This is a genomic window from Aeromonas sp. 3P, from assembly GCF_051919745.1.
Classification (GTDB): Bacteria; Pseudomonadota; Gammaproteobacteria; order Enterobacterales; family Aeromonadaceae; genus Aeromonas; species Aeromonas veronii.
Map to the genome: position 1 here is coordinate 183,198 of NZ_JBQBED010000001.1, position 25,226 is coordinate 208,423.

Sequence of the window (25,226 nt, forward strand, 5' to 3'; positions counted from 1 at the left end):
GCACAAAGAGTATCATTTGGAGAACAAGTGCCGTGGCACTGCCCGGCATAACATTTGCAACGTGCTGAATGCCGTGACAGCAAATAGTCTGAGAATCGACAAGGAGCTAGCGATGGAAAGCATGACTTACACCCTTAATGATATCCAGGTAGTGGTACTGGAAAACGAGTTTGACGCGATGGCCGTCAGTGAGCTCCGCCCGTTGTTTGAAACCCTCTCGACCCACCCGGGAGATATCCTGGCCGATATCAGCGATGTTCATTTTATCGACTCGTCGGGGATCGGAGCCTTGGTATTTCTCTATAAAAGATTGATTATGAACGGGCATCAGATGGCCCTTGTCTGTGGACCCGGTCAACCTCATGACCTGCTGGAGATGCTGCATATCGACCGGGTGATCCCCTGCCATGAGAGCATCAAGGCCTATATGCGTTCCCGTGGCATGATGGCCGCGGCATCATGAAACGCTTTGGTATCCTGCTCTCGTCCATTCTGCTGTCGGGTTGTGCGCAGTGGCCGCCGGAGGGGTATGGCGGCATGGCAGAGGCAAGACCTACCCGTATTCCGGTCAATGAGGATGAACGGCGGGCCTGGTCTCGTTATGATGAGCGTCAGAAGGAACTCGACTTGCTGCTGACGGAATTAAAGCAAGCGAGTCTGCAGGGGTGTATGCCTGCCGAGTTGAAACGACTACAATCTCAACGTATTGATATCGAACGGGATATGCACGGACGGCTCTGGTCGGATGTAGCCTGGCGTCAGACCGTGCTGGCACAATCACTACAACAAGTACGTTTGCGGCTGCAACAGACAACAGCGGATGGCTGTCGTGCTGATTGGTCAGGGCTCCCCTTACGCCAATGGGGGCAGACGTAACAGACGAAAAGGATGTCTATGAAACGGGGCGCTCTCGAAGGATTGATCTGTGTTCTCTTGCTGTTGTTCACCTGCCCGTTACTGGCCTCCACCTTGTTGGCTCCCGGTGATCGGTTGGCCATAGTGCAACCCGGTGAGCCTGCTTTTGATCAGCCTTTCCAGATCAACAAGCAGGGGGAGATTGCACTGCCTGAAGTTGGCAACGTCGTGGTGGGGGGAAAGACCCTGCAACAGGCGGATGAACTGATCCGCACCGCCCTCAAACCTGTTTACAACAACCTCTCTCAATTGACCGTCACCTTGCTGGAGAAGCGGCTGCTGATCAGCGTGATGGGCTATGTCAAAAAACCCGGCAGTTATGATCTGGCGCCCGATGGCAACGTGCAGATGGCCCTCGATGCCGCTGGCGGTCTGGTGCCCGGTGCTCAGCTCAACAATATGCAGGTGCGGCGTGGCAGCACGGTCTCTAGCTTCGACTACAAGCGTTATCTCGATACCGGCGATGCCAGCGTGTTGCCGCCATTGCAATCCCTTGATGTGGTGTTCGTACCCGCCTCTCCGCTGATCGGCAACGTGCAAATAGATTTTGATGCGGCAACCCTGGCGGCAGGCGGGGATGGCGATACCGGTAAGGCGATCAAGGTATTTGGCGAGGTCAACAGCCCTGGCGCCTTCAGTTTCAAGAGCGGCAACTCCATCGTGGATCTGCTGATGCGAGCCGGTGGGGTGACCCGCTTTGCCGGGGTGGAGCGGATCCGGGTGATCAATGGTGATGCTCCCGAGCTGTTCGATCTCAAAGCCTATCTCGACTCCGGCAACAACAAGTTGCTGCCCAATCTGGCGCCGGGCGCCACCATCTTCGTGCCCAAGGATGAAGAGCAGATAAAACGGGGGGCACGCACCATCTACATCATGGGCGAGGTGTTCAAACCCGGCGCCTATGAGGGGCGGGAAGGGGACTCCTTCCTCGATATTCTGGCCAATGCCGGCGGCCCGACCCGCTATGCCGAGAGTCGCCAGATCCGTTTGCTGCGCACCGATGGCACGATCGAACCCATCGACTTGCAGGCCTATACCGAAGGGATGCAAAAGGCGCTGCCCCAAGTCAAACCCGGTGATGCCATCTTTGTGCCGGAAAAGACCGATATCAACGAGAAGTCCTGGTTGAAAGTGGCACCCGGGCGGGCGGTGATGGTGATGGGGGCGGTGCGGATCCCGGGGCGTTATGAATGGTCTGACGAAATGTCGTTGCTGGATCTGATCGCCCACGCCGGTGGCCCCAACGAGCGGGCCGATATCGCCAAGGTGCAGATCCTGACCGCCGAAGGGGGGCAGGCCACGCCAACCCTGTTTGATCTCGACAAGTTCCTTCATCAGGGGGGGGCGCTGGCCAGCCTGCCGAAGATCCGGGCCGGATTCACCATCATGATCCCCGAGCTGCCCACCGATCCCAGTGACAACAAATCCCAGTGGGTGCGCCAGTCACCGGACAGTTCCATCTATATCTTCGGTCAGGTCGGAGCCCCCGGTCGCTATGCCTTCAATGAGCAGATGGGCTTTATCGACATCCTGTCGGCCGCCGATGGTCCGACTGCGGCGGCGGATCTGCGCAATGTGCGCATCGCCCATCGCAGTGGCAGCACTGCGCGGGTCAGCAAGCTCGACCTTGCTCTCTACTTTGAAACCGGCGATGAAACCTTGCTGCCCAAGGTGCTGCCCGGCGACTCCATCTACCTGCCGGAGAAGAATCGCCCCTGGCTCGATGAGCCCAAGGAGAACACCATTCGGGTGTTGGGGGCGATTGCCCGTCCCGGTCGCTACCGTTTTGACTCCTCCATGACCCTGCTGGATCTGCTGGCCGAGGCAGGGGGCCCGACCAGCAGCGCCTATATCAAGAAGATTGTGGTGATCAACATGGCCACCAGTGGTCAGGGGGATCAGGCCCGCAGCTTCGATCTCGACGGCTTTGCCAAAGAGCCCGACTTTAGCCAGTTACCGGTGCTGCGCGCAGGGGACACCGTCTTTATCCCTGATAGCAAAAGCAGCAACTGGGCCATCTTCATGGATGGCATGCGCGACATCCTGACCACGATCTCGGTGGTGGCCCTGGTCGGGACGCTTTGATATGAGCATCCCCATTCAATATCTGGAGCTCGAATCCCTCTACGCGGCGACGGTCGCCCGGGGGATCCGCTCGCTGGCGGTCACCTCGTCGGAAGGAGGAGAGGGGGTGAGCTCCATCTGCGATGCGCTGGCGAGGCGCTCGGAGGCGGATGGGCTACGCACCCTGCTGGTGGATCTCAATCTCTATCACCCCGGCCGCGCCACGGCGGTTGCCTGGGGGCCCAATGATGTGCCCGAGCCGGTGGCCACTGGCCGCTCCTTGTCCTTGCTCCCGGCGCCGGGCAAGGATCTGATGGCTTTTCGCAACAAGGATACCTTGCGTCAGCTGCTGGTTCGCTGGCTGGAGCATTACGATGTGGTGATCTTCGATACCTCGCCGCTCACCGCTCTCAATCGGGGCAATATTCCGGCCGATCAGGTGTGTGGGGCCTGTGAAGGGGCGCTGCTGGTGGTACTGGCGGGGGTGACCCCGACGACCGTGGTACAAAGTGCGGTGGATAAACTGACCCGTGCCGAGGCCAATCTGATTGGCGCTGTCTATAACGACAAACTCAACCCGGGGCTGGCCAGCGAGATCCTGCGCGAGCTCAACCGGCTGCCCAGCAACCGGGTGACCGAATGGCTCAAGCGCTGGTGCCGGCGCAGTGCCTTGCTCAATTTCCGGATCTGATCGCCCGCTGATGGAGGCCCGATATGGATGACTGGTTGCGATCTGCTCCGGCAACCCTGCAGTCGGTGCGCGAACTGCGCAACCGGCTGGCGCAGGGACTCTCCCTGTTTCAGGTCTCCCCAAAGGATCAAGCCAACTGGCTGCTCTGTTTCAGTGAGCTGGCCACCAATAGCGTCAAACACACAGCTCCTCCCGCGACCCGGCTCTGGCTCACGCTGAAAGAGGATGAAACGGGCTTGAGTCTGATACTGGAGGATGATGGCGGCCCGCAACCCGGTCTTGCCAGTGCGCCGTTACCCGATGAGCTGCAGGAGGGGGGATACGGGCTGGCGCTGGTGCACCAACTGTTTGCCGAGGTGCACTTCTCTCGCGACGGTGATCGCAATCGCGTGACCCTTCGCCAGCAGGGCCCGGTCAACCAACTGCCGGTGATCGCGGTGATCGACGATGACAAGGTGATGCGTGCCTTGCTCACCGCCTACCTTCATGAGCACTACCGAGTTGAAAGTTATGCCGACTCCCATGCCGCCCTGCTGGCGCTCGGGAAGCAACCCCCCGCGCTGGTGCTCTCCGATATCGAGATGGAAGGGATCGATGGCTTTGGGCTGCGCCAGCAGTTGATGAAGGATCCCAAGATGAAGGGGGTGCCCTTTATCTTCCTGACCGGTCATCAGGATCAGTGGACCCAGAGTCGGGCGGGGGCGCTGGGGATCGATGACTTTCTGGTTAAACCCATCACCAAGAAGGACCTGTTGCTGGCGGTTTCGCGGGTGTTGCAACGCTCGCAGCAGCTCAAGTCGCAATGGGGCGAGCAGCTGGATCAGCGCATGACCTCGGCGCTGCGCCCGTTATTGCCCGCCACCTCCATAGGGGGATACCAGCTGGCGTTGCAAACACGCGCGGCCACAGTGGGGGGCGGTGACTTTCTGCTGGTCAAGGATCGGGTGCTGTGGCTCGGAGATGTGATGGGCCACGATGCGGAAGCCAAGTTCTTCGCCCATGCCTATGCCGGTTATCTGCGCGGCTTGCTGACGGCGCACGATCTGGAGCGCGCCCCCGCCCGCTTGCTGACCATCTTGTCCAATGCGGTTCACAGTGATCCGCTCCTCGGGGCTACCCTGCTCACCACCCTCTGCATTGAACTCGGCAACGAGGGGCGGGTACAGTGGGCCAGCGCGGGCCACCCGGCGCCCTGGCTGGTCGGGCCCGGTGCCATCCGTCAGGTCGGCGTGACCGGCCCCTTGCCCGGTTTGCGCCCGGATCCCCACTTCGTGACCAATGAGCGTCAGCTCAAGCCCGGCGAGATCCTGCTGTTCTGGACCGACGGTCTGCTCGATAGCCGTGATGCAGAAGAGCGCCAACGCTGGGAGTCGCAGCTCAAGGAGATCTGCCTGACTTCGGGGCCCGGTCTTGAGCAACTGGCTCATCGCATTGCCCGCTGGTTTGATGAGCGCATCAATGATGCCGCCCTCGATGACATGACCCTCTTGCTGGTCGCCTGTCCCGGCGCCTGATCCTGCCCCGCTTTGCCTGACTGGCCCGCTCTATGCAGCGCCTCATTTCAGGTGGCATGGAGCCACGGGAGGAGGGCCTTATGTTACCCATGCAGCAGATCTGGCTGGCTATCGATGCGCGTCAGGTCGGTGGAATTGAAGTTCACATTATCCATCTCGCCAACGATCTGCTGGCCAGGGGATTTCGCCCCACCATAGTGCTGGTGAGCAACCACGGCATGACCCCGTTTACGACCCTGCTCAAACAACAGGGCTTGCCCTACGAGGTGTGCCAAAACAGCCGCGATTTTATGCGCCGTCTGGCCCGCCAGCCTGCTTCTGTGCTGATCCATACCCACGGCTACAAGGCCGGGGTGCTGGGGCGGCTGACAGCCTGGTTCACCGGTAAATCGGTGGTCTCGACTTTTCACAGCGGGGATGACGGGGAGGGATTGCTGAAGTTTTACAGCTGGCTGGATCGCACTACAGCGCGTTTTGCGAAGTGTATTGCAGTAAGCGAGCCCATCGCTCGCAAATTGCCTGTGCCAAGCACGGTGATCAGCAACTTTGTCCCCATGCCTGCGACGCCGGCTACGGTAACTGGCAACCGGATTGCCTTTGTCGGCCGCCTCTCGCCGGAAAAGGGGCCGGAGGCGTTCTGCCAGCTCTCAGCCTTCTGCCCGGAGGGTGCGTTTCATCTCTACGGGGATGGCCCCATGAAAAGTGCCTTGTTGCAGCAGTATGGTGATCGCGTCCAGCTTCATGGTTTCCAGAACATGGCCAATGAGTGGCACAACATCGACCTGCTCTGCATCACTTCCCGCTTTGAAGGGTTGCCGCTGGTGGCCCTGGAGGCGATGGCCCACGGCATACCGGTTTGTACCTTTGCAGTGGGGGGCCTGGTCAATCTGATCGACCATAAATCCAATGGCTGGCTGGTGGAGCCCGGCCATGTGAGGGATATGGCGGAGCTGGTCAACTACTGGCTGCGCAGCGATGGGGTGGTGCGCAGCAAAATGAGTCAGGCGGCCCGCAACACCATAGCCCGCGGGTACAGCGTCAACAACAGAGTGACCGATATTCTGGCTGTCTACGGCGCCTGAATCACGGAGAAACCTGTCAAAACGAGTGGCCGCTGGCCACTCGTTTTTTTCTGTGCCGGTGTTAGGGGGAGCAGGGGGCGGATTGCTTCTGTGATCACCATTGATGTGCCACAAGGATGCGCCATAAAAAAGGCCATTGCAGTAGCAATGGCCTGATGGGCGTTGATATGTGGTTGAGGTTGATGCGGCGGGATTAGCGCCCCTTCTTGCCAACCATGATGGCAATCGTCTTGCCGATGATATGCACATCCTGCACCAGCCAACGCCAGGGGTGGAGCAGGGCGACCGAGTAGGCCAGATCGAACGCCAGCTTGCTGCGCACATCATCCAGCGACTCGTCGTAACCCTGATTGACCTGTGCCAGACCGGTAATACCGGGGGCCACTTCATAGGTGCGTTCGATAAAGTACGGCACCGCATCTTCCAGCCGGTTGGCGATCCCGGGTCGCTCCGGCCGGGGGCCGATCAGCGACATCTCCCCCTTGAGCACATTGATAAACTGCGGCAGCTCATCGAGCCGGGTTTTGCGCAGAAAGTCGCCGCTGCGGGTGATCCGGCAGTCCCCCTTGCCACACCAGATCGGCCCGGTGCCCGCCTCGGCGTCGGCGCGCATGGTGCGAAACTTGATCATGAAAAAGAGCTCGGTATGGGTAGCGTGGCTGCGCCCGATCCGCAGCTGACGAAAGAACACCGGACCCGGGCTATCGAGCCGGATGGCCAACATGATCAGCGGCCACAGTGGCAGCGTCAGCAGCAGGCCAAGAGTGGCACCGAGCAGATCCATGCTGCGTTTGACCACCAGGGTCAATCTTGGAATGGGGTGTGTCATACGGCTTTCTCCTGTGACATGAAACGTATGGGGGCGCGCAGGCAGTAGCGCAGGGTGCCCATGCCGTTGTACCAGTGTCCGAGTACCAGATAGTGGATCTTGCGAAACAGATTGGGCCAGGGGTGCACAGGGGTCAGCTGGATCAAGATGACCAGCAGATACCCCAGCAGTTGCAGCCCCAGCAGCAGCTGAAATAGCAGGGATTGGGTGGCCAGCGGGATGGCGCAGAGCCACAGCAGGGTCAGGCAGAGTGGCATCAGTACCCGCAGCCCCTTGCCACTGGCAAAGTTGAAGGCAACCCAGCCGAACTTGGGGTGCAGCAGGGGCAGCAACCGCAGCAGCTGCTGGGTGTTGCCAGCGCCGATCCGCTTGCGTCGTGTCGCCTCCAGCGCGGCATCCGAAATTTCCAGCTCCAGTGCGGCGCAGCGATTGTCATAGACCGCCCGATACCCCTTGGCGATGGCCTGCATCGGCAGGATGAAATCGTCGTTGATGGTATCGGCAGCCAGCGGGGTGAGGCACTCCCTGCGCATCATGTAAAAGGCCCCGTGGGCCCCCAGCATGCCGCCAAGAGCCGATTCGCAGAGCTTGATCTGGCTTTGATAGTGCCAGTAACTCTCCTCGCCCTGGGAGCCCGGTTGCCAGAAGCGGTATGCTTCCCCGACCACCCCTACCTTGGGATCGGCAAAATGGGCGACCGCCAGCAGCAGGCTGTCGATGGGCAGCAGGGCCGAGACATCGGTGAGGGCCACCAGATCGCTGTGTACCCGGGTCATGGCCTCATTGAGCACGGCGACCTTGCCGCGATTGCGGGGGTGATCAAATAGCCTGATCTGCAACTGCTGCAGGGCGGGATCACCGAGCTGGCTCAGCGCAATGGGGTAGCTGTTGTCGCTGCAGCCGTCGAAATGCACATGCACCCACAGCTTGTCGGCGGGGTAATCGAGGCTGGCGAGGTTTTGCAGCTTGGCCGCGATGGTCGCCGCCTCGTTGTAGACCGGCATCAGCAAAGTGATGGTCGGCAGCGCCTCATCGGCGGCGTCTGTTTTGAACCCTCGATCCAGAGGGCGGGGCGGATTGGCTACCTTGCGCGCCTGCCGACCACCGAATTTGAGCAGCAGGGGATAGCCGACATGGTGGTAGACCACCAGTACAGCGCACAGCCAGAACACGATCATGATCCATTCCATGGGATGCTCCTCTGGTCATCGGGTCGCTTGATCAGCGGCTGTAAAGCTGCTGATAGGCCTGAGCCATCCGGCTCAAGCTGCTTTGCTGGCACACAAACTCTCGGGTGACGGCACGCAGGCTATGGCAGTGCAGCAACCCTTGTGCCAGAAGCTGGGCAAGGCGGTCGGGATCCCGCTCCGACAGGATATGGCCGCTGGCCTGACAGACGATCTCTCTGGCCGCCCCCACATCGCTCATCACCACCGGCACCCCGCACGCCTGTGCTTCCAGCACACAAAGCGGCATCCCCTCCGCCAGTGAGGGGAGGCAGAAGAGATCCAGCCCCTGATAGAAGCGCGGCATGTTTTCGACCAGCCCCAGAAAATGGACGCGATGGGCGATCCCCAGCTGCTGACACTGTTGTTGCAACGCATTTTGCAAACTGCCGACCCCTGCCAACGCAAGATGCACCTCCTCCGGCAGGGTGCGGACCGCCTCCAGCAGCAAGGTATGCCCCTTGACCGACTCAAGGCGGGCGGCGCAGCCAATCAGTTTGACCCCTTGCGGCAATCCCATCTCCTGACGGGCGAGGGCGGCGGCGCCCGGGGCAAAGCGCTGCTCATCGATGCCGTTGGGGATCACGGTTGGCGACAACTGGCCCAGCTTGGCCAGCAGCTGGTTGGCCACCGGCTTGGCATCGGCCACCAGAATGGGTTTGAAGGCGCGCAGCCCCCACAGGGCCAGCGTGCGCTGATGGAGATCATCGAGATACCAGGCATCGTGCTCTGTGTGTACCAGGGTGGGCACCCGGGCCAGCCGGCTGGCCAGACCGCCATAGAGCATGGGCCCCAGATGGTGGGTATGTACCGCGACGGGCTTGAGTTGGCGCAGCAGTCGGGTGAGCCGCCAGAGGGTCGCCAGCGACCAGCCCGCGGGCTTTTCCAGACAGTGAATATTGCCTGCGAAGGGACGCAGGGCGGGCCACGCCCTTAGCACATCCCCTTTGCGCCCTTCGAGGGAGATGATATGCACCGGTTGCTCGGCGGGGCTCGCCTGCGTGAGGTTGAGCACCATGGTCTCCAGCCCGCCGGGCTGCAGGTGCTGCACTATTTGAACGATGGAGCTTCTGCGGGGATAGGGTCTGTGCGACGGGGTTGATGACAACATGGTTCGCGCTCCGGCAAGGGAAGGGGTGACACCCCGGATAGCGGGAGAATGCGAATCTTGTACCACTCTTGCGATCTGCTCACAGAGGCGATCAGCTCCTCTGGTGGCACTGCCTTTGCATCGTGCGGGGGGAGGGCCTTTCTCAGGGAGTGATGCCATGCCTGTCCAGTTCTATTACAACCTCTACATCATTCTCTTTGCCGCCTGGCGCCGTCGCTATCTGCTGGTGATCCCGGTACTGGTGATGCCGCTGGTGGGCGTCACGGTTGGCCTGCTCACCCCCAAGGAGTATGAGAGCCGCACCACCTTTATGGTGCCGCAAGATGCCAACCAGACCCCGACCCTCAAGGATCTGATCACTCAGGAGAGTCTCAAGGATCGCTTTGCGGTGCTCGAAGCCCTGCTGCGCAGCCGTTATGTACTGGACGGGGTGGCGCGGGATCGCGGTCTGGTCAATGACGAGACCCCGCCAGCTCAGCGCGATGCCATCATGGACTGGCTCTCGAGTGCCGTCTCGCTGCGGCTGATCGGTGATGAGGTGATCGAGATAAAGGTCAAAGCGGATTCGGCGGCCAACAGCGCCGGTTTGCTCGAAGCCATTTCGCGGCGCTTTTTCTTCAACCTGCTCAGCAAGGGGCGCCAGTCGGCGGAATCGTCCGAACGTTTCCTGCAAAGCCAGCTCGACAGCCGCCGCAGCGAACTGCAAGCGGCTGAGCAGCTGCTCGCCGATTTTAAACGGGAGCATGCCAGCGCCTTGCCCCAGCAGCAGAGTACCAACGTCGCCCGTCTCTATGGTTTGCAGGAGCGTTACGCCGAGAGCCTGATCACCTTGCAGCAGGCTAAGGCCCGGGTCGATCAGCTATCACTGGGGCAGGAGAGCCAGCTGGCCCGCCAACTGGATGAGAAGCTCCAGCTGATGCGCACCGAGCTGGTGTTGCTGCGGGCCCGCTACAGCGACGAGCACAGCAAGGTGCAGAGTTTGCGCTATCAGATTGACCAGTTGCAGCAGGAGTTCGAGCAGCTCAAATCCCAACCGGATATGGCCCGTGGGCCCGAGTGGCAGCTGGCCCAGACGCAGCTGACGGAGGCGGAGCAAAACGCCGCCGGCTTGAAGAGTCAGCTGGATGGGCTGGACAAGGTGGTCGACTCCCAGGGAGATACCGAGCGCCAGCTCGCCGAGCTGGAGCGGGATCTGGCGGTCAAGCGCACCCTCTATCAGGATTTGCTGCTGCGCTATGAGAAGGCCAAGGTGACCGGCGATCTGGGCAACTTCGAGCAGGGGGAGCGGATCAAGGTGATCGACAAACCCTTTGCCCCCAGCAAGCCGAGCAACTACCCGCTCTGGCTGTTTTTGCTGGCGGGCATTGTTGGCGGGTTGGGGCTGGGCTGCGGTCTGGCGCTGGTGGCCGAACTGGCGGATGCCAGCCTGCGCCGCTCCGATCAGCTGGCCGCCCTGGTCAAGGCGCCGGTGCTAAGCCGCATTCCCTACTGCGAGCCGGTGCCGGACTATCCATCCAATAGTGATCATGCGCTGGATGGGCAGGTGTTGCCCTTGTCACCAGAACCGGGGTGATTGCCGTAAAAGCGGGCTGCCAGCAGGAACCGGAATATGTCTGATTAGGCCTCGTAATGAGGCCTTTTTTATATCATGCAAATAGCGGAGTAAACATCGCGGCATGTCCATAAAAGAGGAGATAGACTTCATTTTCAAATTCCGTTTGTTGACTGTGGTTTTATCCAGTGGTACAAGTGGAGCTGACTTAAGAAGTTGATAATACACTGATAAATCATAAGTTGGTTGGTAATTCAGAAATTTTTAAATGATTAAATTGGTTGTGATGACGAGTGGTAGGGCGGAGTTATATAGAAGGCGATATTAAAGTGTTAGTTACGTTTTTCAACTAATTAATGTTGGCTTTCAAGGAGAGGTATGGAGAATTATAAATATTTCGTAGATGCATTATCTTCTACAGCAGCATTAATTGCAATTATTACTGTCTTGTGGAGTTGGTTTAAAAATTCTCAAAAGCCTTTAACAATTGAACGATTAGTTGTCCACAATAAAACAGCTGAGAGCACATATATTCTTGTTATAAAGAATAGGAAGTCATACCCTGTAATCATAAAGTCGACATTTTGTCATGTTAAGGCTTTATACATAGTTGAGAAAAAGAACAATCAGAAGCCAGAATATATGGAGACATTATCCCTTTCGGATAGTTTATTTATGAACAATGATACCTTTGAAATAGGAGCAAATGGTCATACCGACATTCGTATTTCCGGGAAGAATTTACCAAAGGGCATAAGAAAACTGTTTTTTTCTATCCAAACTTCGCACGGCTATCATCAAGCTTGGTGTAAAAATATTAAAACAGTGGATATGACTGGTAAAACACAAGTTTTTGGTATGGAGGAAATGTATGATTTCGACTCAAAATTTAAGGCTAAAAGAAAGTTCTATTGGTTAATAGTTGTTAACTTATTTCAGCAGTGAGAGATTATAAGTTCGATTAGCCGATAGGTGTAATCGGACACTCACAATGAAATCAATAACTAATGTGGTAACTATGCTCTGTTTAGTTATTTTGGTTGCATGTTAGAGGAAAGATTTCGGGGGCGAAGTAGGTGGATTATGGTTAGTTAGATGTATGTTTTATACAAATATCGAAAATGTTCATTCAAGCTTCGCCAATCGAAGCTGCTACCCTAATTTTCACGCATAAAACTAAAGGAAAGTCATGAGAAAAAGTCTCAGGAAGGGATATTTTCACTTAGAGCTAAACCATGAATACGGTGCTGATACGATCGGTGCCGAAGCGGCAGAAGTAGAACTTAAAGAGGGGGTGGCTATTTTTAGAGCTAAGCTAAAGCCTGCAAGTGAAAATCAGATTTTGGATGCTGTTCATTGTAAGGAGCAAAGTTTTAAGAATGTAGAATCCTTTTCCTTTATAGATGAACACATTCGGAAAGGCATGTCATCTTTCGTAAAGATTAATAAGGCAAAAATTAAAAGCTGGCGCATAGAAATTGACTATGAACAAAAGTATGATTTCTGTTGTGAGATTCAGTCTATGAATCCTGACGGGCTATTATTCCGTGTTGTAAGTTCGTAGGTTAGATTACGGCTTCGCTAGTCAGTCGATCTGTGGCCTTTGGGATTATTTGACTAAATGGATAGTTTGGAATGGAAGTTTTATATACTTTTCCTGAATATTTAGAAAGCATTATCAAGAAATTGATTGGTAGAGACTGGATTGTTCATAATTTCAACTTGGTTGATGATTTAGAGGTATATAATGTCTCTAACTATATATATAATAAACAAATAAATGCCGTTACTTACACTATACATCTTGATTTAAATGTCTATCAGTTCATTTTGAATGCATTTAAGAAAAATAAACCTAAGCAAGAGTTTCGTGACGCAATTGCACTTGTTGCTTTTTGTCAATTTGCAGAGATTGAGTTAGACCCAACTTATGCAGTATATGAAAAAATAAACTATAGAAATGATGCTGAAGTTCTTGATGAAGTTTTGTCTGACTTGGAATTATTTCATCGTATTAACAATATAAATAACTCGTCAATAATAGATTTTGCATTGGGTGAGATAGACACGATTACTCCTGCAGATTCTTATGTTATGGATATACCTTTTATCAGGAGCAATCTCACTAAATATAGGCGCCTACGTGAGTGGGATTCACTATATTTAATTGTTTTGTATATTATCTATGTGTCTCACATTCCAAATATTAGCCGACTGGATAAGCTGAAAAAAGTGGTTGAGTGGATGATTACTGAGTTTATGTTATCTCTAGTGGGTATTACTTTTGCCTCTATTTATTTCAGTGAAACGCCCATGAAGAGAATGATGAAATATAAAGTGTCAGATGATCCATGTTCAAAACAACGTAGTGCATTTAATATGACATGGGACTTATATAACTTGAATCGTTACTTCAGAATGTGGACTGAACGTGAGTCCGAGCAAGAGAGTATGTTCGCTAGTGGAGACAAAGTATTCAATTTGGTGCTGAGAAAGTCAATTCAGGTACAACAAACGGGTTGCTTAGATAGCTTTAGAGATTTCCTCCCACAAGATATAGTTCTCTATTTAGAGGAAATCACTGCTCAGCCAGATAAATATTTTGAAAGAGCGTATAATTCAGGAGGATGGTCCCCTTCATATAGAGATGAATTAATCAGGAAATATGAATCACTAACTGGCATAAAACACAGTGGAGAAATACAAGTCAATTAAACGATAAAATCTGATGTTGTATGCAAAATATACGTACATACAGATAGAAATCAGGGAGCCATAGCTCCCTAATCGCGACACACGGGGTGATAAATCAGCCAATGGCGGGTGCCAGTTGCCCGTTGGCGGGCTGCAGGCGTCCTTGGTTACGGCGCTGATAGCGCCAGGCCAGCAGTAGCGGCATACCGAGCAGCAGCTGGGCGGCCAGCGGGATCTCCTCGATGGGGGCGGCCAGTGCACCTTCCGGAATAATGCCTCCCTCAATTTCGGCCGCCAGTTTGAGCTCCAGCGCATTGCCAAAGTCGGCGAAGGTGGTGGCATTGATAACAAACGCATCCTGACCGCCCGCCACGTTCTCCACATACCACTCTTGTAGCACCCCATCGGCATAGTCCTGACCTATGGTGATGCCGTTGATGGTATCAATGCCGGAGGCGAGCAGTTGATCCCGCACGGTAGAGGTATCCAGCCCGTTGTTCTGGATACCGTCACCCGACACATCCATCACCTGGCGGGCGGCGGTGTAGTTGTTGGTATCAAACTGCTGGGCACCAAAGGCCATGGCCGAACCGGGGGCCGTCATCCCCGCATAGGGGCGTACCAGGGCATCCAGGGTGGCGGCGAAGTTGTTGATGGAGGTCATGTCGTAGAGGTGGAACCAGTCAGTCATCACGCTCTGCTGGTTGCTACTGCTCCACATGATCATCTGTACGGCGATGGACCCGAGTTTGCCGCCACTGGTGTCGAGGATGGCGCTTTGTACATCCTGACTGTAAAAGGCGTCCACATAGCCCTGTAATTGCAGATTGAATTCCGATGAACTGACACTGCCCGACACATCCATCAGCAGCTGCAGTTCGGTATCGACTTCGGTCAAGGCGTATGCGGGGGAGGTTACCAACAACATCCCCAGCAGCCCTGCCAACGGTTTGAGTTTCATTGCTCACTCCTTCTCCCTGGCGCTAGTGCCAGCAGGGGGAATGAATAAAGCGTGCCAGCTTTGTTGCATCCTCTGACTTGGCTTGGTCCGGGTGAGAGCGGGCAGGCATGGAACTTGCGACAGCGGTCAAAAGCGCTGATAACCGGCAGGAGTTGCGATGGAGATCCGTCCCTGGCAGTGGGCACCTAACTGGCTGCTACTTGGTTTGGCCAATCAGTGGGGCATGGTGTGGCTCAATATGGGTCACTTCAACCTGCTGGTGGTGTTGCTGATTGCTATCTGGTGGCAAATTGCATCGCGGGTTGCACCGAGCTGGCGCCCGCATCCACTGGCGCTCTCCCTCTTTATCCTGCTGATCCTGATCCCCAGCGCCAGCTGCAAGGCGCTGGCCTGTCTGTTGCTGGTGGCCTCGCTATGGCGCCGTCATCAGAGTGGCGATGAGCGGGCGGTATTGCAGATTGTGCTCGCCTTTACCGTGGCGGTGTTGTGGGGGCAGCAGGTGTTTGCGTTGCTCTCCGGCCCTGTGCTGGCGCTTGACGCCTGGGGTGTGGGCCAGTGGTTGCAGCTGCTGGGCTGGGAGACTCGCCTTGATGGCAATCGCATCGAGCGGCTGGGAGGCCATGCCCTGATTGTGCTCAAGGGGTGCTCCTCGTTTTCAGCTCTATCTGGTGATGCTCTCCTGGCTGGTCTCCTGCTCCTGGCTGGCGCCGGATCGGCCCCTCTACCGGCAGTGGCCCATGTTGCTGCTGGTTTGTCTGCTCTATATCGGGGCCAATCAGCTGCGGTTGGTGCTGATGAGTCTGGATCTGCGCTGGTACGGCTGGCTGCATACCGGCTCGCTGGCCCAGCTCTACCAGTGGGCCATCATGTTGTTGGTGATGACCATCCTCTTTATCCGGGGACGCCGTGATGCATCTATCTAGGGGATATCTGTTGCTGTTGCTGGTGGCGCTGCTCAGTGCTGCCGCCATGGGCTGGCGTTATCAGAACCGGGCAGTTAACGAGGGAGCCAAGCCCATGCTGCTGGAGCTGGTCCAGATGGGCTGGCGCTTGAGGGTGGCTACGCCGGTATTGGGCGGCACCTATGTCAGCTATCAGCTGGCCCATCCCCGCTGTGACGGCCTGCTGCAGGCCATGCTGGTGACGCCTGATCGGGAGGCGATGTCAGTGACGCTGGCGAGTGAAGGGATGAGTCAGGGGGTGATGTTTTTAGGCGAGCTGCACCAGAGCCCGCCGCTGCTCTCTTACCGTCTGACCCAGGGTTGGCGCAAATTGTGGGGGCTGGCCCCTTATCCCCTCTATCGGGTGGCCTTTCCGACTTCTTGCATTGACCTTATTGCGCCGCCGATGGGGTGACAGCCCCCGGTTCACCGTTTGGCAGGATGCGGATCAGCAAGGTATTGGGGGCCAGCATGGGGTCATAGCGGGGCTCCAGCTCAATGGCGCGAGAGCCCAGCAAGCGGGTGAGTGCGGTCAGCCGCACGCTCGCCATCCGCGCACTCTCCAGCATGTCGGTTTGCAGCCCGGGGCCGCTTACCAGCGCAATCCGGGCCGGATTCTTGCGTCCCAAAAACTGATGCAACTGCTGCTCCTGATCCGCTGGCAGTTGCGTCTCCGCTTGCTGGTACTGCAGTTGCAGTTGGGGCTGTTCGGCCAGCTGTTGTTCCCGCAACTGGTTGAGGATCGGCAGGGTCTCATTGACCGGCTCCTGACGGGCGCAACCGGTGAGGAACAGCAGCGGCAGCATCAGAGGCAACAGGCGGCGCAGGGCGCTGTCTTTGGCTGTGGAGCGGGGAGTCTGGTTGGCCATACGCAGTCACTTCAGGAGGATGAGTTGGCACCAGTTTGCAATGTTTTCAATCCCTTGGCCAGTTGTTCAATCTCGCGGCGCCACTGGATCCAGGCGGCAGAGGGCTGTTGCTCTGCCACCTGCCAGCGGGTCGGCAGCTGATCCCGCAGACGCTCCAGCAGCAGGGCGGCTTCCACCTGATAGCGGGCCTCCTGCTCCAGCCAGGCGAGCCAGCGCAGATCTTCGATGGCTTGCTGCAACAGCAACAGATCGTGAGAGAGGCGGTGCGCCTCGCAGGCTTGCGGGCCGAGCAGCATAAAGTCGCTCTCCCGCCCATCGGTGGGGTCATAGGGCAGGGCGGTGGGCATGCGGCCATGCCACTGCAAATAGCCCTCGGCGCCGCTTTGCCACAGATAGAACCCGGCGGCTCTCGGGGTGCCCAGATTGTAAAACCAGGTGGTGACCTTGTGTTGGCGCACCCGGGCCACATCGGCCTTGTCGGCGCCAAAACCTGCGTTGATCAGGGCAATCTCCACCTCTGCCAGCAGACCAACTTGACCCGGATGATTGAAGTGGCCTGCGCGGATCACCGCCGGATCCCGCCGTTTCATCTCCCGCGCCAGGCTGGTGATGGCGGGCAGGGTGGCGAGATCCGGCTCATCAAACAGGCTCCATGCCAGCGGGGGCAAGCCGCTGGCGGTCAGCCCCTGTTGCCGCGTCTGCCACTGATCAAGCTGGCTGGCAGGGTCGTTCCCCCAGCGTTTGAGCGGGGTATAGGCCAGCAGGGGGGGAACAAAACCGAGCCCCACCGCCTCTCCCATGATCTCCCGCATCCCCGCTTCATCCTGTGGCAGGGCGGGCGAGAGGCCGCTGATCCCGAGTTTGGCGAGCCGCTGCAGGTCGCAGCGACTGGCCGCGGCGATCTGCTCTTTTAACGCCTTGGGATTGGGGTTCAGCCAGTTCAGATAGGGGGGCGCTTCGACATAGATGCCGACCGGCTTGCTGGCCGCGGGCAGGGTCAGCGGCAGCACCTCGATAGTCAGTGGCAGCTGCACCAGTTGCTGTTGGCTGAGCAGCTGAATATTGCCCAGATAGTGACCCGCCGGCGCATCGCGGGGGACGGTGATCTGCAGCACCAGACGCCGAGGTACGCCTGCCAGCAGGGTGAGCCCGGCGACCCCCTCGACCAGCTCCTGATCCGAGGGGGCCAGCAGGGTGCCACTCGCCTGCGGGCGAACCAGATGCCACTTGCCGTAATAGGGGGTCAGCGCCAGCGGGGATCCTGCCTGCTCGGGGGGCTGGATCACCAGCAAGGGGGCCGGATCGTCGGTGGCGGCGTGGATGGCAAACTCCAGCAACAGCTGGCTGCCACGGGCGGCCAGCACCGGTTGTGAAGCCTGCTGCAACGCATCGGCCGCAGATAGCGGGGCGATCTGCAGGGTTGGGGCGGCATCCGTAATCGGCGTGAGGCTCAGTTGCTGTGAAGCTGGGGCTGGGGAATAGGGGGCCAGAGTCCACTTTTCCAAAAACAGCTGGCGCTGCTTGGTCAACACGCTTGCGGTAGCGTCAGCCAATACGGTGCGATCTTTTCCACTATTCGGGAGAGCCTCTTTGCTGGTGGGGGCCGGATAGGGGGCAAGCAGTAGCCCTGCCAGGTATTTGGCATCCGGTGAGTGGCCCACCAATGTGATAGTGAGCGGGCCGCCGGGGTGGTTCAGGGTGGCATGAACGGGGCCGCCCTGTCGTGCCCCGAACAGCTGCCAGGGATCCGGATTTGGCAGTGCCTCGCGAGATTGTCCCGCCAGATAGCGCTGCGTTAGCCACTCCTGCGGTTGCCACTGCTCGGCCCAGATGGGTTCGCCATTGACCAGCACGCTGCGCTCGAAGGGGTGGGGGAGGTACTCCCATTCACCGGGGTCATCCAGCCAGAGGGTGAGCTGGTAGCGCCCTTTGGCTAGGTCCAGTCGCACTCCGTCGAGATTGCGCAGCCCATCGCGAACCAGGGCATCGCCGGAGGGACGCAAGATGGGGGTGGGATGGCCAATCAGCCGGGGATCCCCCGGGCTCAGGGGCTCAAAGCCGGTAAAGCGGGGCGCAGCCGCCGCCCCCAGATCCAGCGCAATGGTGCCCGCAGGCAGAGTCAGACCGGGCTCCCAGTACCAGCGGTGAATGGTCAGCGAGGGGGCGTTATCGGCCATAAAGAGATAGAGCTTGGTGAGTTTGTCCAACGCCAGCGCTCTGGGTTGGCTGGTGCGCCACTCACTCAAGGCCAAGCGCTGGGTGAAGGGGCCGGGAGCGACAATTCGCTCCAGATTGACCCGGCTACGGTAGTTGACCGAGGCGTTATCGTCGATACGCAGGATCAGGGTTTGCGGGCGGGCGCTGGGGTTATGGCCCTCGATCACCAGTTCATCATCGCTGCCCACCGGCCAACTGTGGGGGCTCAGATCGAGCCGCTGGGGTGTCTGGTTACCCGTCAGGGGCAGCGGGGTCAGCCCTTCCAGCCGGGTGGTGGCCATTGCTGCATTGGCGCAGAGCAGGATAACCAGCCAGAGCCCCCTGCTCATCCGGCCAGCCCCTTCAACCAGTTGTTCAGCTCGGCAGCCTTGTGATCCCAGCTTTGCAGGGCCACCTGCTGCTGGCGAGTATGGCGCCCTTCGCTGCGAGTCAGCCCCTCCCAGCCACTCTCCTGAAACCAGCCCGGATTGGGTTGATCAAAGGCGGCCCGGTTGATGGCCTGGGCCAGGCTCTCCCCATCGTGGGGCAGCTGGATCTGATCCCGATAGCCATCGAGAGCCGGAAAATCGGTGCTGACGATGGGGCGCCCTGCGGCCAGATATTCGCGCAATTTCAACGGATTGCAGGCACGGATCTGGGCGTTGTCGACAAAGGGCAGCAGGCTCACCTGCCAGTGCTGGGCATAGGCCGCCAGCGTGTGGTGGGGACGGGGCCCCAGCAGATGGATATTGGGGAGCCCCTTGAGGGGGGAGATATCGGTCTGGACCGGGCCAATCAGCACCAGATCCCAGTGGGGCAGGGCGGCAGCCGTCTCTGCCAGCAGGGGAATATCAATCCAGTCGCTCAGGCTGCCGTAAAATCCGGCAATGGGGCGGCCGGAGGGGAGATCCGCCGGACGCTCTCTGGGGGGCATAAACAGCTCGAGATCCACGCCGTGGCTGAGCAGCCGGGTTTTATGGGGGGGAAAGCGGCTGGCCAGCGCGGGGCTGGCGGCCAGAATGAGATCCGCTTTTTCCACCAGTCGGGCCTCGCAGTGAGCGATGGCCTGATGATCCACCCCTGCCAGCGCCGAGAAGTCATCGCCGCAGTAGTAGATGACCGCCCGCTCTTCGAGCTTGCCAATCAGATCGACGGCGCTGGGCAGGGAGATCCAGAGCAAGGGGCGATCCAGCTCGGGCAACTGGCGCCGGATCTGCGCCGCCAGCCAGTGGCCATTGATCTTGCCCGCCAGCCGACTGCCCGGCAGCGGTAAGGCGAGCGGCGGCAGAACCCGGGGGCTGCTGACCTCTGATGGCGCAACCGACTGGCCGCCAGCATGGCGCGCGCCGCGCAGCACGGCCCCCAGTTTGCGGACGATGCGGGTGAGATCATGAAGGGTAAAGCGGGGGCAACGCATGCCGATGGAGTTGACCCAGAGCACCTGATAATCGGGCAACAGACGCTTGATCAGGTGCTGGGTGCTGGAGGGGTGCTGGCCCCAATCCTCTCCCAATACCACCAGTTGCGGCAATGAGTGTGGTTTCATGCAAAGGTCTCCGAAGCGTGTGCGAGGTCGCTGTGATCTTGTGGCTGCAAGGGGCGCAGTACGGTGGCCGGTACCCCCGCTGCCAGCACACCTGCAGGCAGATCCCGAGTGACGACGCTGCCTGCGGCGACAATGGTACCGGTGCCTATGGTGACACCGGCCATCACCATCACCCCGGTGCCGAGCCAGACATCCTGCTCAAGCACGATGGCCCCCACCTGTTCATCGCGATCCGGTTTGCCAAGAGCGCGATCGCGGGCGTTGATCGGGTGCCCCGGGTAGCCCGCCAGAAAGGCACGGCCTGCAATTCTGACGTTATCCCCCAGCACTATCTTGCTGCCCACCGCCAGGGTGGTCTGCCAGCCAATCCCGACATTGCGGCCAATGACCAGCCTTGGTGTCTGGCTCGATGCCCGGCCGCTGATGGTCATGGCGGCGCTGAGGCGGCAGTCGGCACCAATTTCGATGGTGACCGGACCGCTGATATAGGGGATGCCGCCATAGAGATAGAGGCGCGGGGCGGGGGCCGCCAGGCGAGATTGAAGCAAGGGGGTCCACCAAAGGGTGCGGGTCAGGGTTGCCAGCGCGTTGCTGCCCAGCAGATAGAGCCGATAAAGCAGCCGATGCAGGGGAGGGATCACCGGGCATGACCAGTGGCGGGCACTTTTGGCCAGACGCCATACCCGGCGAGCCAGTGGCGTTTCCCCCTGTTTGGCCCAGCTTTTCATCCGGTGCAGGTTGATGGTATTCATGGCGACCTCTCCCTCTGGTGCAGTCCGTTGCTCGCTAAGCAGAAAGCAGGGATCGGGCCAACAGGACGACCCCGGTGGGATCGAGCCAAATGGGGCTAAGAGGTGGGGCAGATTGCGCCGGTCGGTGCAATTTGCAGCCAGCGTTGTGCAAAACGCAAATGCCAGTCTCATTCTGGGCCTGTTCAGGCCGGTTAAGCCGCGCAGAGGAGCTATCGTCTCTGGGCGGGAGTGAGTGGCGTGGGCTTTGCATTAGCGGTAGCTGACCCGAAGCGGGATGCTTCGGGAGGCTGGGAGGCCCTATGAAACTTGGTGTGAACCAGATTGCCATGCTCTATTACGCCGGCGGCTTGCTCCTGATGAAGGGGATCTCCCTGCTGATGCTGCCGGTGTTGACTCATCAGCTGCTGCCTCGTGAATACGGCCAGCTGGAGGTGCTGCTCACCCTCATCAATCTGGGCTCCCTCATTCTCGGCTTCGGGTTGGTGGATGCCCTCTACCGTTTTGCCGGATTGGCGAAAGATGAGCAGGAGCGCCAGCAGGTGGTGGCCCGCATGTTTGGGCTGGTCTGGCTGATCGCCCTGGCCAGTCTGGTGCTGCTCTGGCTGCTGGCACCTGTGGTACAAGCCTGGCTGCCGGTGGAAACCCGTCTTGCGGATGTGCGCTGGGTGCTTTGCGCCCTGCCGTTTGAAGGGGTGATCGGCGTGCCACTGGCATGGCTGCGGATGCGCAATCAGGCCCGGCTCTTTTTCGTGGCGACCGCAGGCAAGGCGGTGATCCAGTCGGTGCTGACCGGCTGGTGGCTTTGGCTCGGCTGGGGCGTGAGCGGGGTGCTGGCTTCCGGCACCCTGACCTGCGTTGCACTGGCGCTGCTGCTGAGCCTCTGGCAATGGCGAGATAGCGGGATCCGCTTTGACTGGCAGCACTATCGGCCGCTGCTGCGCTATGGATTGCCCCTGGTGGTGAGCGGGCTGGCAGGCTTTGCCCTGAGCGGACTGGATCGCTGGCTGCTGGCCGATGTGGTGGGTGAGGCGCTGCTCGCCTACTACGCGGTGGCGGGCAAGCTGGCGCTGGCGGTGGGACTTCTGCTGCAACCCTTTGCTCTCTGGTGGTATCCCCGCCGTTTCATGCTGCTGCGCGAGCCGGATGGACTGCGACTCAATGCTCACTACAGCGTGATGGGGTCGGTACTGGGGTTTGTTACCGCGGGGATTGTCGGGCTCACTGCCCCCTTGCTCATTCGCTGGCTGACCCCGGAGAGCTATCACGGGGCGATTGCCTATATTCCGCTGCTGGTGCTGGGTATGGCGGTGCGCAATGTTTCGGACTTGCTCAATGTCGGCTGCTTTAGCGGCGAGAAGAGCAATGCCCAGATGGTGATCAATCTGAGCTGCAGCGCCCTTGGGGTCGCAGGCTTTCTGCTTGCCATCCCCCCCTTCGGGGTTGCCGGGGTGATCTGGACTCTGCTGCTGGTCTATCTGGTACGGGCGCTGGCCTTTTATCTGGTGAGCCAGCGGTTGCTGCCGCTGCCGTATCGCCTCTCGACCCTCTGGGCCAGTTCCCTCGGGGCGCTGGCGATGGTCTGGCTCGGCCAATGGTGGGCAGGATCATGGCTCGTCTAGCGCCAGCCATCTGGGCAAGCGTCATCTGTCTGGTGCTGGCTCTACTCTGGTGGCGGCTGCCCCATCCCTTGCTGCTGCCGGTGCTCGGCCTTGCCATTCCCGCCATCTGGTTTGCCTTGCGCTGGCCCTTCTTGATGGTGCTGGGGTTTGTCACCTTCTCCTTCTTTCGGCTGCATGAGGTGTTCCCCCAGCTCTATCCCCTCAAGATCCCGCTGCTCTTCTCGCTGGCCGCCATCGGCGCACTGGTCTGGCACATTTTGCTGACCGGCCGGATCAAGCCCTACTGGAGTCCTGCCCTGAGCTGGCTGACGGCCTTCTTTGTGATGGTCTCCATCGGTGTGCTGTTTGCCAGCAACCGGGGCGAGGCGATCGCCACCTGGACCGGCAGCTACAGCAAGATCTATCTGATGACCCTGGCAACAGCCTGGCTGGTACGCACCCCGGGGGATTTTGCGCTGGCGGTGCGCACCTTTGTGGTGGCGGGTTGTCTGGTGGCAATGGTGGCCCTCTACAACAAGGCGAGCGGGATCGGGCTGGTGGAGGGGACCCGGGTGACCATAGGGCGCGAGCTGGGCTCTGTGCTGGGTGATCCCAACGATCTGGCGCTGGTGCTGCTCTTTCCTGCCGGTTTTTCGCTGAGCTTGCTGCTCAATCAGGGTAATGGGGTGGGGGGGCGTTTACTGGGTGGGCTCGGCTTTGCGCTGACTGCGGCTGCCATTATCGCCACCCAGAGCCGGGGTGGTTTGCTGGGTATCTGCGCCGTTGGTGGCCTGTTTGCCTGGCAGCGGGTGAAGTCGAAAACCCTGTTGATCTCGCTGGGGATGGTCGCGCTGGTGGTGCTGTTTGCCGCTGCCGGGATCAGCGACCGGGCATCTGGCGGCGCCGCCGAGAGCGGGGTCGATGCCTCGGCCATGGGGCGGATCTACGCCTGGCAAGCAGCCTGGGGGATGGCGCTGGGCCATCCGCTGGTGGGGGTGGGCTTGTCCAATTTCTATTACAACTATTTCTTCTACAGCCCCCATTGGGATGGACTGAATCATGCGGTGCACTCCACCTGGTTCGGGGTGTTGGCTGAAACCGGCTTTGTCGGGTTGGCGCTGTTTATCGGCATGGTGACGGTGACCCTGCGCAGTTGCTGGCGTTGCCAGCTCGCTGGCATGCCTCCTGCAGTGATCACGGCAATGCAGGGGGTGATGGCCAGCATGGTGGGGTTTGTGATTTCGGGATCCTTCCTGACCCAGGGCTTTACCTGGCCCATCTATCTGGAGTTGGCGCTGGCCGTCGCCGCCATCAAGTACGTGCAGCAGGCGGCCACAGAGGTGAAGGCCACCGCTGAGGAGCATCAGGAGGCAACCCGGTTGCCGGCAGTGCCACCAAAGGGAGCAAGAGGATGAACGCAACCCCTGTTTTGTTGGTTCACTACGGAGAGGACTGGATCCGCGGCAGCGAACGCTGCCTGCTGGATCTGCTGGCCCACCTCGATCGCAGCCGGTTTACGCCGTTGCTCTGGTGCAATAGCCCGACGCTGGCGGCAGAGGCGGCCACCCTCGGGGTCGAAACCATGGTCGAGCCGTTCAGCCTGCTGCTGGGATGGCAGGCGCCCCGCTTTGATCTTGCTGCCCATCGGCGCCTCTCCCGGCAAGCCAGAGAGCTCATCACCGAGCGGCAGATTGGGCTGGTGCACGCCAACAGCGCGGCTCCTTGTCAGTGGCTGGTGGGTGTCTGTCGGGCGTTGCAGGTACCGCTGGTGTGCCACCTCCATGCCCGTTATCAGCCCAGAGACAGGTTCAGCCTGCGGGTTCATCAGGCAAGCGTGCTGATCGGGGTGAGCGAGCCGGTGTTGACCGGTTGGCGCCAGGATGGCTGCGCGGCCGATCGATTGATCCGGGTACCCAACGGGGTCGATGCCGCTCGCCTGAATGGCGGTGCTCACTGGCCGGTCGTCGGCATGCTGGGCTTGCCACCGGGGGATATGATCATCGCAACCGTCGGCTCATTGATCAAACGCAAGGGGATTGATCTGCTGATCCGCTCGCTGGCTGCCCTGATGGCATCGGGGGAGGAGGCCCAGTTGCTGATTATTGGCAGCGGCCCGGAGCGGGAAGCATTGATGGCGTTGGCTGTCGAGCTCGGGGTGGCCGAGCGGGTCCACTTTCTCGGCGAGCGGCCGGACAGTGCCGCTATCTTGCGGGGCGGGGTGGATCTGCTGGTCTCCGGAGCCCGTGAGGAGGTGTTTGGTCTGACGTTGGCGGAGGCGGGCATGTTGGGGCTCCCGGTCAGTGCCTATCGGGTGGGCGGCATCCCCGAAGTGGTGGAGGAGGGGGTGACCGGCTTGCTGGCAACCCCGGGGGATTGGGCCGAGATGGCTGATCACTGGCGGCAATTGAGCAATCCGCAGCGCCGATGTGAAATGGGGCGGGCCGCTCAGCTGCGTGCCGCACAGCTGTTCACGGTGGCGCGCTATGTTGACGGGGTCACGGCGGTGTGGGACGCCGCGCTGGCTGGTCGTTGGCACTTAACGGCCCCCGCGCCCTATCGCACACTCATTCATTGGGCGGGGCAACGACTCCTTGCCAGAGGGCGCAATATGCTGGCGAGTGGGATGGCAAAAGTGGCGCAAAAAGTGCAGTTGGGGTTTGGCCGCCGCAAGGTGCCAGAGTAAGG

General features: G+C 59.2%; 22 protein-coding genes and 1 pseudogene. 15 read left to right on the top strand and 8 right to left on the bottom strand.

What is annotated here, in order from left to right; all coding sequences use genetic code 11:
* The first annotated feature begins 112 nt into the window (after positions 1 to 112).
* From ACTG19_RS00790 to ACTG19_RS00815, 6 genes are all read left to right on the top strand, one after another.
* Positions 113 to 463 carry an STAS domain-containing protein gene (locus ACTG19_RS00790; protein WP_005333409.1) on the top strand — a complete coding sequence of 117 codons (351 nt, stop codon included), beginning with the start codon at positions 113 to 115 and terminating at the stop codon, positions 461 to 463.
* Complete coding sequence (locus tag ACTG19_RS00795) at positions 460 to 876, top strand: hypothetical protein (RefSeq protein ID WP_139429626.1); 417 nt, start codon at positions 460 to 462, stop codon at positions 874 to 876. The genes ACTG19_RS00790 and ACTG19_RS00795 overlap by 4 nt, the downstream gene beginning before the upstream one ends.
* An 18-nt stretch (positions 877 to 894) precedes the next feature.
* On the top strand, positions 895 to 3,000 hold the full coding sequence (locus ACTG19_RS00800) for an SLBB domain-containing protein (protein ID WP_005360128.1): 2,106 nt from the start codon (positions 895 to 897) through the stop codon (positions 2,998 to 3,000).
* A gap of 1 nt (position 3,001) precedes the next feature.
* Entirely contained in the window at positions 3,002 to 3,670 is a 669-nt protein-coding gene (locus ACTG19_RS00805; RefSeq protein ID WP_005360129.1) for a tyrosine-protein kinase family protein, read from the top strand.
* Positions 3,671 to 3,693: 23 nt separating this feature from the next.
* Entirely contained in the window at positions 3,694 to 5,184 is a 1,491-nt protein-coding gene (locus ACTG19_RS00810; protein ID WP_439988582.1) for a SpoIIE family protein phosphatase, read from the top strand.
* A gap of 80 nt (positions 5,185 to 5,264) precedes the next feature.
* Positions 5,265 to 6,266 carry a glycosyltransferase family 4 protein gene (locus tag ACTG19_RS00815; RefSeq protein ID WP_113739418.1) on the top strand — a complete coding sequence of 334 codons (1,002 nt, stop codon included), beginning with the start codon at positions 5,265 to 5,267 and terminating at the stop codon, positions 6,264 to 6,266.
* 193 nt (positions 6,267 to 6,459) lie between these two features.
* On the opposite strand, the gene ACTG19_RS00820 is transcribed toward ACTG19_RS00815, so the two are convergent.
* The 3 genes from ACTG19_RS00820 to ACTG19_RS00830 are packed head-to-tail and all read right to left on the bottom strand — an operon-like array spanning position 6,460 to position 9,432.
* The gene (locus tag ACTG19_RS00820; RefSeq protein WP_113739419.1) at positions 6,460 to 7,095 is read right to left on the bottom strand and encodes a sugar transferase; all 636 of its coding nucleotides are present in this window, start codon (positions 7,093 to 7,095) and stop codon (positions 6,460 to 6,462) included.
* A complete protein-coding gene (locus ACTG19_RS00825) occupies positions 7,092 to 8,285 on the bottom strand; it encodes a glycosyltransferase family 2 protein (RefSeq protein WP_113739420.1) in 1,194 nt (397 codons plus the stop codon). Before ACTG19_RS00825 ends, ACTG19_RS00820 begins: the two co-directional genes overlap by 4 nt.
* A gap of 31 nt (positions 8,286 to 8,316) precedes the next feature.
* Positions 8,317 to 9,432 (bottom strand): glycosyltransferase, encoded by a 1,116-nt coding sequence (locus ACTG19_RS00830; protein WP_439988583.1) that lies wholly within the window; start codon positions 9,430 to 9,432, stop codon positions 8,317 to 8,319.
* Positions 9,433 to 9,589: 157 nt separating this feature from the next.
* Between ACTG19_RS00830 and ACTG19_RS00835 the strand changes: the two genes are divergently transcribed.
* From ACTG19_RS00835 to ACTG19_RS00850, 4 genes are all read left to right on the top strand, one after another.
* Positions 9,590 to 11,005 carry a GumC family protein gene (locus ACTG19_RS00835; RefSeq protein WP_021230256.1) on the top strand — a complete coding sequence of 472 codons (1,416 nt, stop codon included), beginning with the start codon at positions 9,590 to 9,592 and terminating at the stop codon, positions 11,003 to 11,005.
* Between the two features lie 357 nt (positions 11,006 to 11,362).
* A complete protein-coding gene (locus ACTG19_RS00840; protein WP_113739422.1) occupies positions 11,363 to 11,929 on the top strand; it encodes a hypothetical protein in 567 nt (188 codons plus the stop codon).
* A 244-nt stretch (positions 11,930 to 12,173) separates the two neighbouring features.
* Positions 12,174 to 12,548: a hypothetical protein gene (locus ACTG19_RS00845; RefSeq protein WP_113739423.1), complete on the top strand. Its 375-nt coding sequence runs from the start codon at positions 12,174 to 12,176 to the stop codon at positions 12,546 to 12,548.
* Positions 12,549 to 12,619: 71 nt separating this feature from the next.
* A complete protein-coding gene (locus tag ACTG19_RS00850) occupies positions 12,620 to 13,699 on the top strand; it encodes a hypothetical protein (protein WP_113739424.1) in 1,080 nt (359 codons plus the stop codon).
* Between the two features lie 94 nt (positions 13,700 to 13,793).
* Here ACTG19_RS00850 and ACTG19_RS00855 read toward each other — a convergent pair whose 3' ends face one another.
* On the bottom strand, positions 13,794 to 14,639 hold the full coding sequence (locus tag ACTG19_RS00855; protein WP_113739425.1) for a DUF1194 domain-containing protein: 846 nt from the start codon (positions 14,637 to 14,639) through the stop codon (positions 13,794 to 13,796).
* A gap of 157 nt (positions 14,640 to 14,796) precedes the next feature.
* Here ACTG19_RS00855 and ACTG19_RS00860 point away from each other — a divergent pair.
* Positions 14,797 to 15,562 (top strand): annotated as a pseudogene (locus ACTG19_RS00860) (hypothetical protein).
* Positions 15,549 to 15,995, top strand: a complete 447-nt coding sequence (locus ACTG19_RS00865; protein ID WP_113739427.1) for a hypothetical protein — start codon at positions 15,549 to 15,551, stop codon at positions 15,993 to 15,995. The pseudogene ACTG19_RS00860 and the gene ACTG19_RS00865 overlap by 14 nt, the downstream one beginning before the upstream one ends.
* Here the strand turns inward: ACTG19_RS00865 and ACTG19_RS00870 are convergent.
* From ACTG19_RS00870 to ACTG19_RS00885, 4 genes are read right to left on the bottom strand one after another with little or no spacing between them, the layout of a single operon-like run.
* Positions 15,973 to 16,449 (bottom strand): hypothetical protein, encoded by a 477-nt coding sequence (locus ACTG19_RS00870; RefSeq protein ID WP_113739428.1) that lies wholly within the window; start codon positions 16,447 to 16,449, stop codon positions 15,973 to 15,975. The two genes, ACTG19_RS00865 and ACTG19_RS00870, sit on opposite strands and share 23 nt — an antisense overlap.
* 11 nt (positions 16,450 to 16,460) lie before the next feature.
* Positions 16,461 to 18,995 (bottom strand): hypothetical protein, encoded by a 2,535-nt coding sequence (locus tag ACTG19_RS00875; RefSeq protein ID WP_439988584.1) that lies wholly within the window; start codon positions 18,993 to 18,995, stop codon positions 16,461 to 16,463.
* The gene (locus ACTG19_RS00880; protein WP_111900038.1) at positions 18,992 to 20,191 is read right to left on the bottom strand and encodes a glycosyltransferase; all 1,200 of its coding nucleotides are present in this window, start codon (positions 20,189 to 20,191) and stop codon (positions 18,992 to 18,994) included. Before ACTG19_RS00880 ends, ACTG19_RS00875 begins: the two co-directional genes overlap by 4 nt.
* A complete protein-coding gene (locus ACTG19_RS00885; protein WP_439988585.1) occupies positions 20,188 to 20,943 on the bottom strand; it encodes an acyltransferase in 756 nt (251 codons plus the stop codon). Before ACTG19_RS00885 ends, ACTG19_RS00880 begins: the two co-directional genes overlap by 4 nt.
* 299 nt (positions 20,944 to 21,242) lie before the next feature.
* Between ACTG19_RS00885 and ACTG19_RS00890 the strand changes: the two genes are divergently transcribed.
* From ACTG19_RS00890 to ACTG19_RS00900, 3 genes are read left to right on the top strand one after another with little or no spacing between them, the layout of a single operon-like run.
* Positions 21,243 to 22,562 carry a lipopolysaccharide biosynthesis protein gene (locus ACTG19_RS00890; protein ID WP_439988586.1) on the top strand — a complete coding sequence of 440 codons (1,320 nt, stop codon included), beginning with the start codon at positions 21,243 to 21,245 and terminating at the stop codon, positions 22,560 to 22,562.
* Positions 22,550 to 23,956 carry an O-antigen ligase family protein gene (locus ACTG19_RS00895; protein ID WP_421332456.1) on the top strand — a complete coding sequence of 469 codons (1,407 nt, stop codon included), beginning with the start codon at positions 22,550 to 22,552 and terminating at the stop codon, positions 23,954 to 23,956. Before ACTG19_RS00890 ends, ACTG19_RS00895 begins: the two co-directional genes overlap by 13 nt.
* Positions 23,953 to 25,224 carry a glycosyltransferase family 4 protein gene (locus ACTG19_RS00900; protein WP_421332454.1) on the top strand — a complete coding sequence of 424 codons (1,272 nt, stop codon included), beginning with the start codon at positions 23,953 to 23,955 and terminating at the stop codon, positions 25,222 to 25,224. The genes ACTG19_RS00895 and ACTG19_RS00900 overlap by 4 nt, the downstream gene beginning before the upstream one ends.
* Positions 25,225 to 25,226: the final 2 nt, after the last annotated feature.

Coding starts and splice junctions, on each gene's coding strand:
- ACTG19_RS00790 (WP_005333409.1), top strand. CDS start 113: ATGGAAAGCATGACTTACACCCTTAATGATATCCAGGTAGTGGTACTG.
- ACTG19_RS00795 (WP_139429626.1), top strand. CDS start 460: ATGAAACGCTTTGGTATCCTGCTCTCGTCCATTCTGCTGTCGGGTTGT.
- ACTG19_RS00800 (WP_005360128.1), top strand. CDS start 895: ATGAAACGGGGCGCTCTCGAAGGATTGATCTGTGTTCTCTTGCTGTTG.
- ACTG19_RS00805 (WP_005360129.1), top strand. CDS start 3,002: ATGAGCATCCCCATTCAATATCTGGAGCTCGAATCCCTCTACGCGGCG.
- ACTG19_RS00810 (WP_439988582.1), top strand. CDS start 3,694: ATGGATGACTGGTTGCGATCTGCTCCGGCAACCCTGCAGTCGGTGCGC.
- ACTG19_RS00815 (WP_113739418.1), top strand. CDS start 5,265: ATGTTACCCATGCAGCAGATCTGGCTGGCTATCGATGCGCGTCAGGTC.
- ACTG19_RS00820 (WP_113739419.1), bottom strand. CDS start 7,095: ATGACACACCCCATTCCAAGATTGACCCTGGTGGTCAAACGCAGCATG.
- ACTG19_RS00825 (WP_113739420.1), bottom strand. CDS start 8,285: ATGGAATGGATCATGATCGTGTTCTGGCTGTGCGCTGTACTGGTGGTC.
- ACTG19_RS00830 (WP_439988583.1), bottom strand. CDS start 9,432: ATGTTGTCATCAACCCCGTCGCACAGACCCTATCCCCGCAGAAGCTCC.
- ACTG19_RS00835 (WP_021230256.1), top strand. CDS start 9,590: ATGCCTGTCCAGTTCTATTACAACCTCTACATCATTCTCTTTGCCGCC.
- ACTG19_RS00840 (WP_113739422.1), top strand. CDS start 11,363: ATGGAGAATTATAAATATTTCGTAGATGCATTATCTTCTACAGCAGCA.
- ACTG19_RS00845 (WP_113739423.1), top strand. CDS start 12,174: ATGAGAAAAAGTCTCAGGAAGGGATATTTTCACTTAGAGCTAAACCAT.
- ACTG19_RS00850 (WP_113739424.1), top strand. CDS start 12,620: ATGGAAGTTTTATATACTTTTCCTGAATATTTAGAAAGCATTATCAAG.
- ACTG19_RS00855 (WP_113739425.1), bottom strand. CDS start 14,639: ATGAAACTCAAACCGTTGGCAGGGCTGCTGGGGATGTTGTTGGTAACC.
- ACTG19_RS00865 (WP_113739427.1), top strand. CDS start 15,549: ATGCATCTATCTAGGGGATATCTGTTGCTGTTGCTGGTGGCGCTGCTC.
- ACTG19_RS00870 (WP_113739428.1), bottom strand. CDS start 16,449: ATGGCCAACCAGACTCCCCGCTCCACAGCCAAAGACAGCGCCCTGCGC.
- ACTG19_RS00875 (WP_439988584.1), bottom strand. CDS start 18,995: ATGAGCAGGGGGCTCTGGCTGGTTATCCTGCTCTGCGCCAATGCAGCA.
- ACTG19_RS00880 (WP_111900038.1), bottom strand. CDS start 20,191: ATGAAACCACACTCATTGCCGCAACTGGTGGTATTGGGAGAGGATTGG.
- ACTG19_RS00885 (WP_439988585.1), bottom strand. CDS start 20,943: ATGAATACCATCAACCTGCACCGGATGAAAAGCTGGGCCAAACAGGGG.
- ACTG19_RS00890 (WP_439988586.1), top strand. CDS start 21,243: ATGAAACTTGGTGTGAACCAGATTGCCATGCTCTATTACGCCGGCGGC.
- ACTG19_RS00895 (WP_421332456.1), top strand. CDS start 22,550: ATGGCTCGTCTAGCGCCAGCCATCTGGGCAAGCGTCATCTGTCTGGTG.
- ACTG19_RS00900 (WP_421332454.1), top strand. CDS start 23,953: ATGAACGCAACCCCTGTTTTGTTGGTTCACTACGGAGAGGACTGGATC.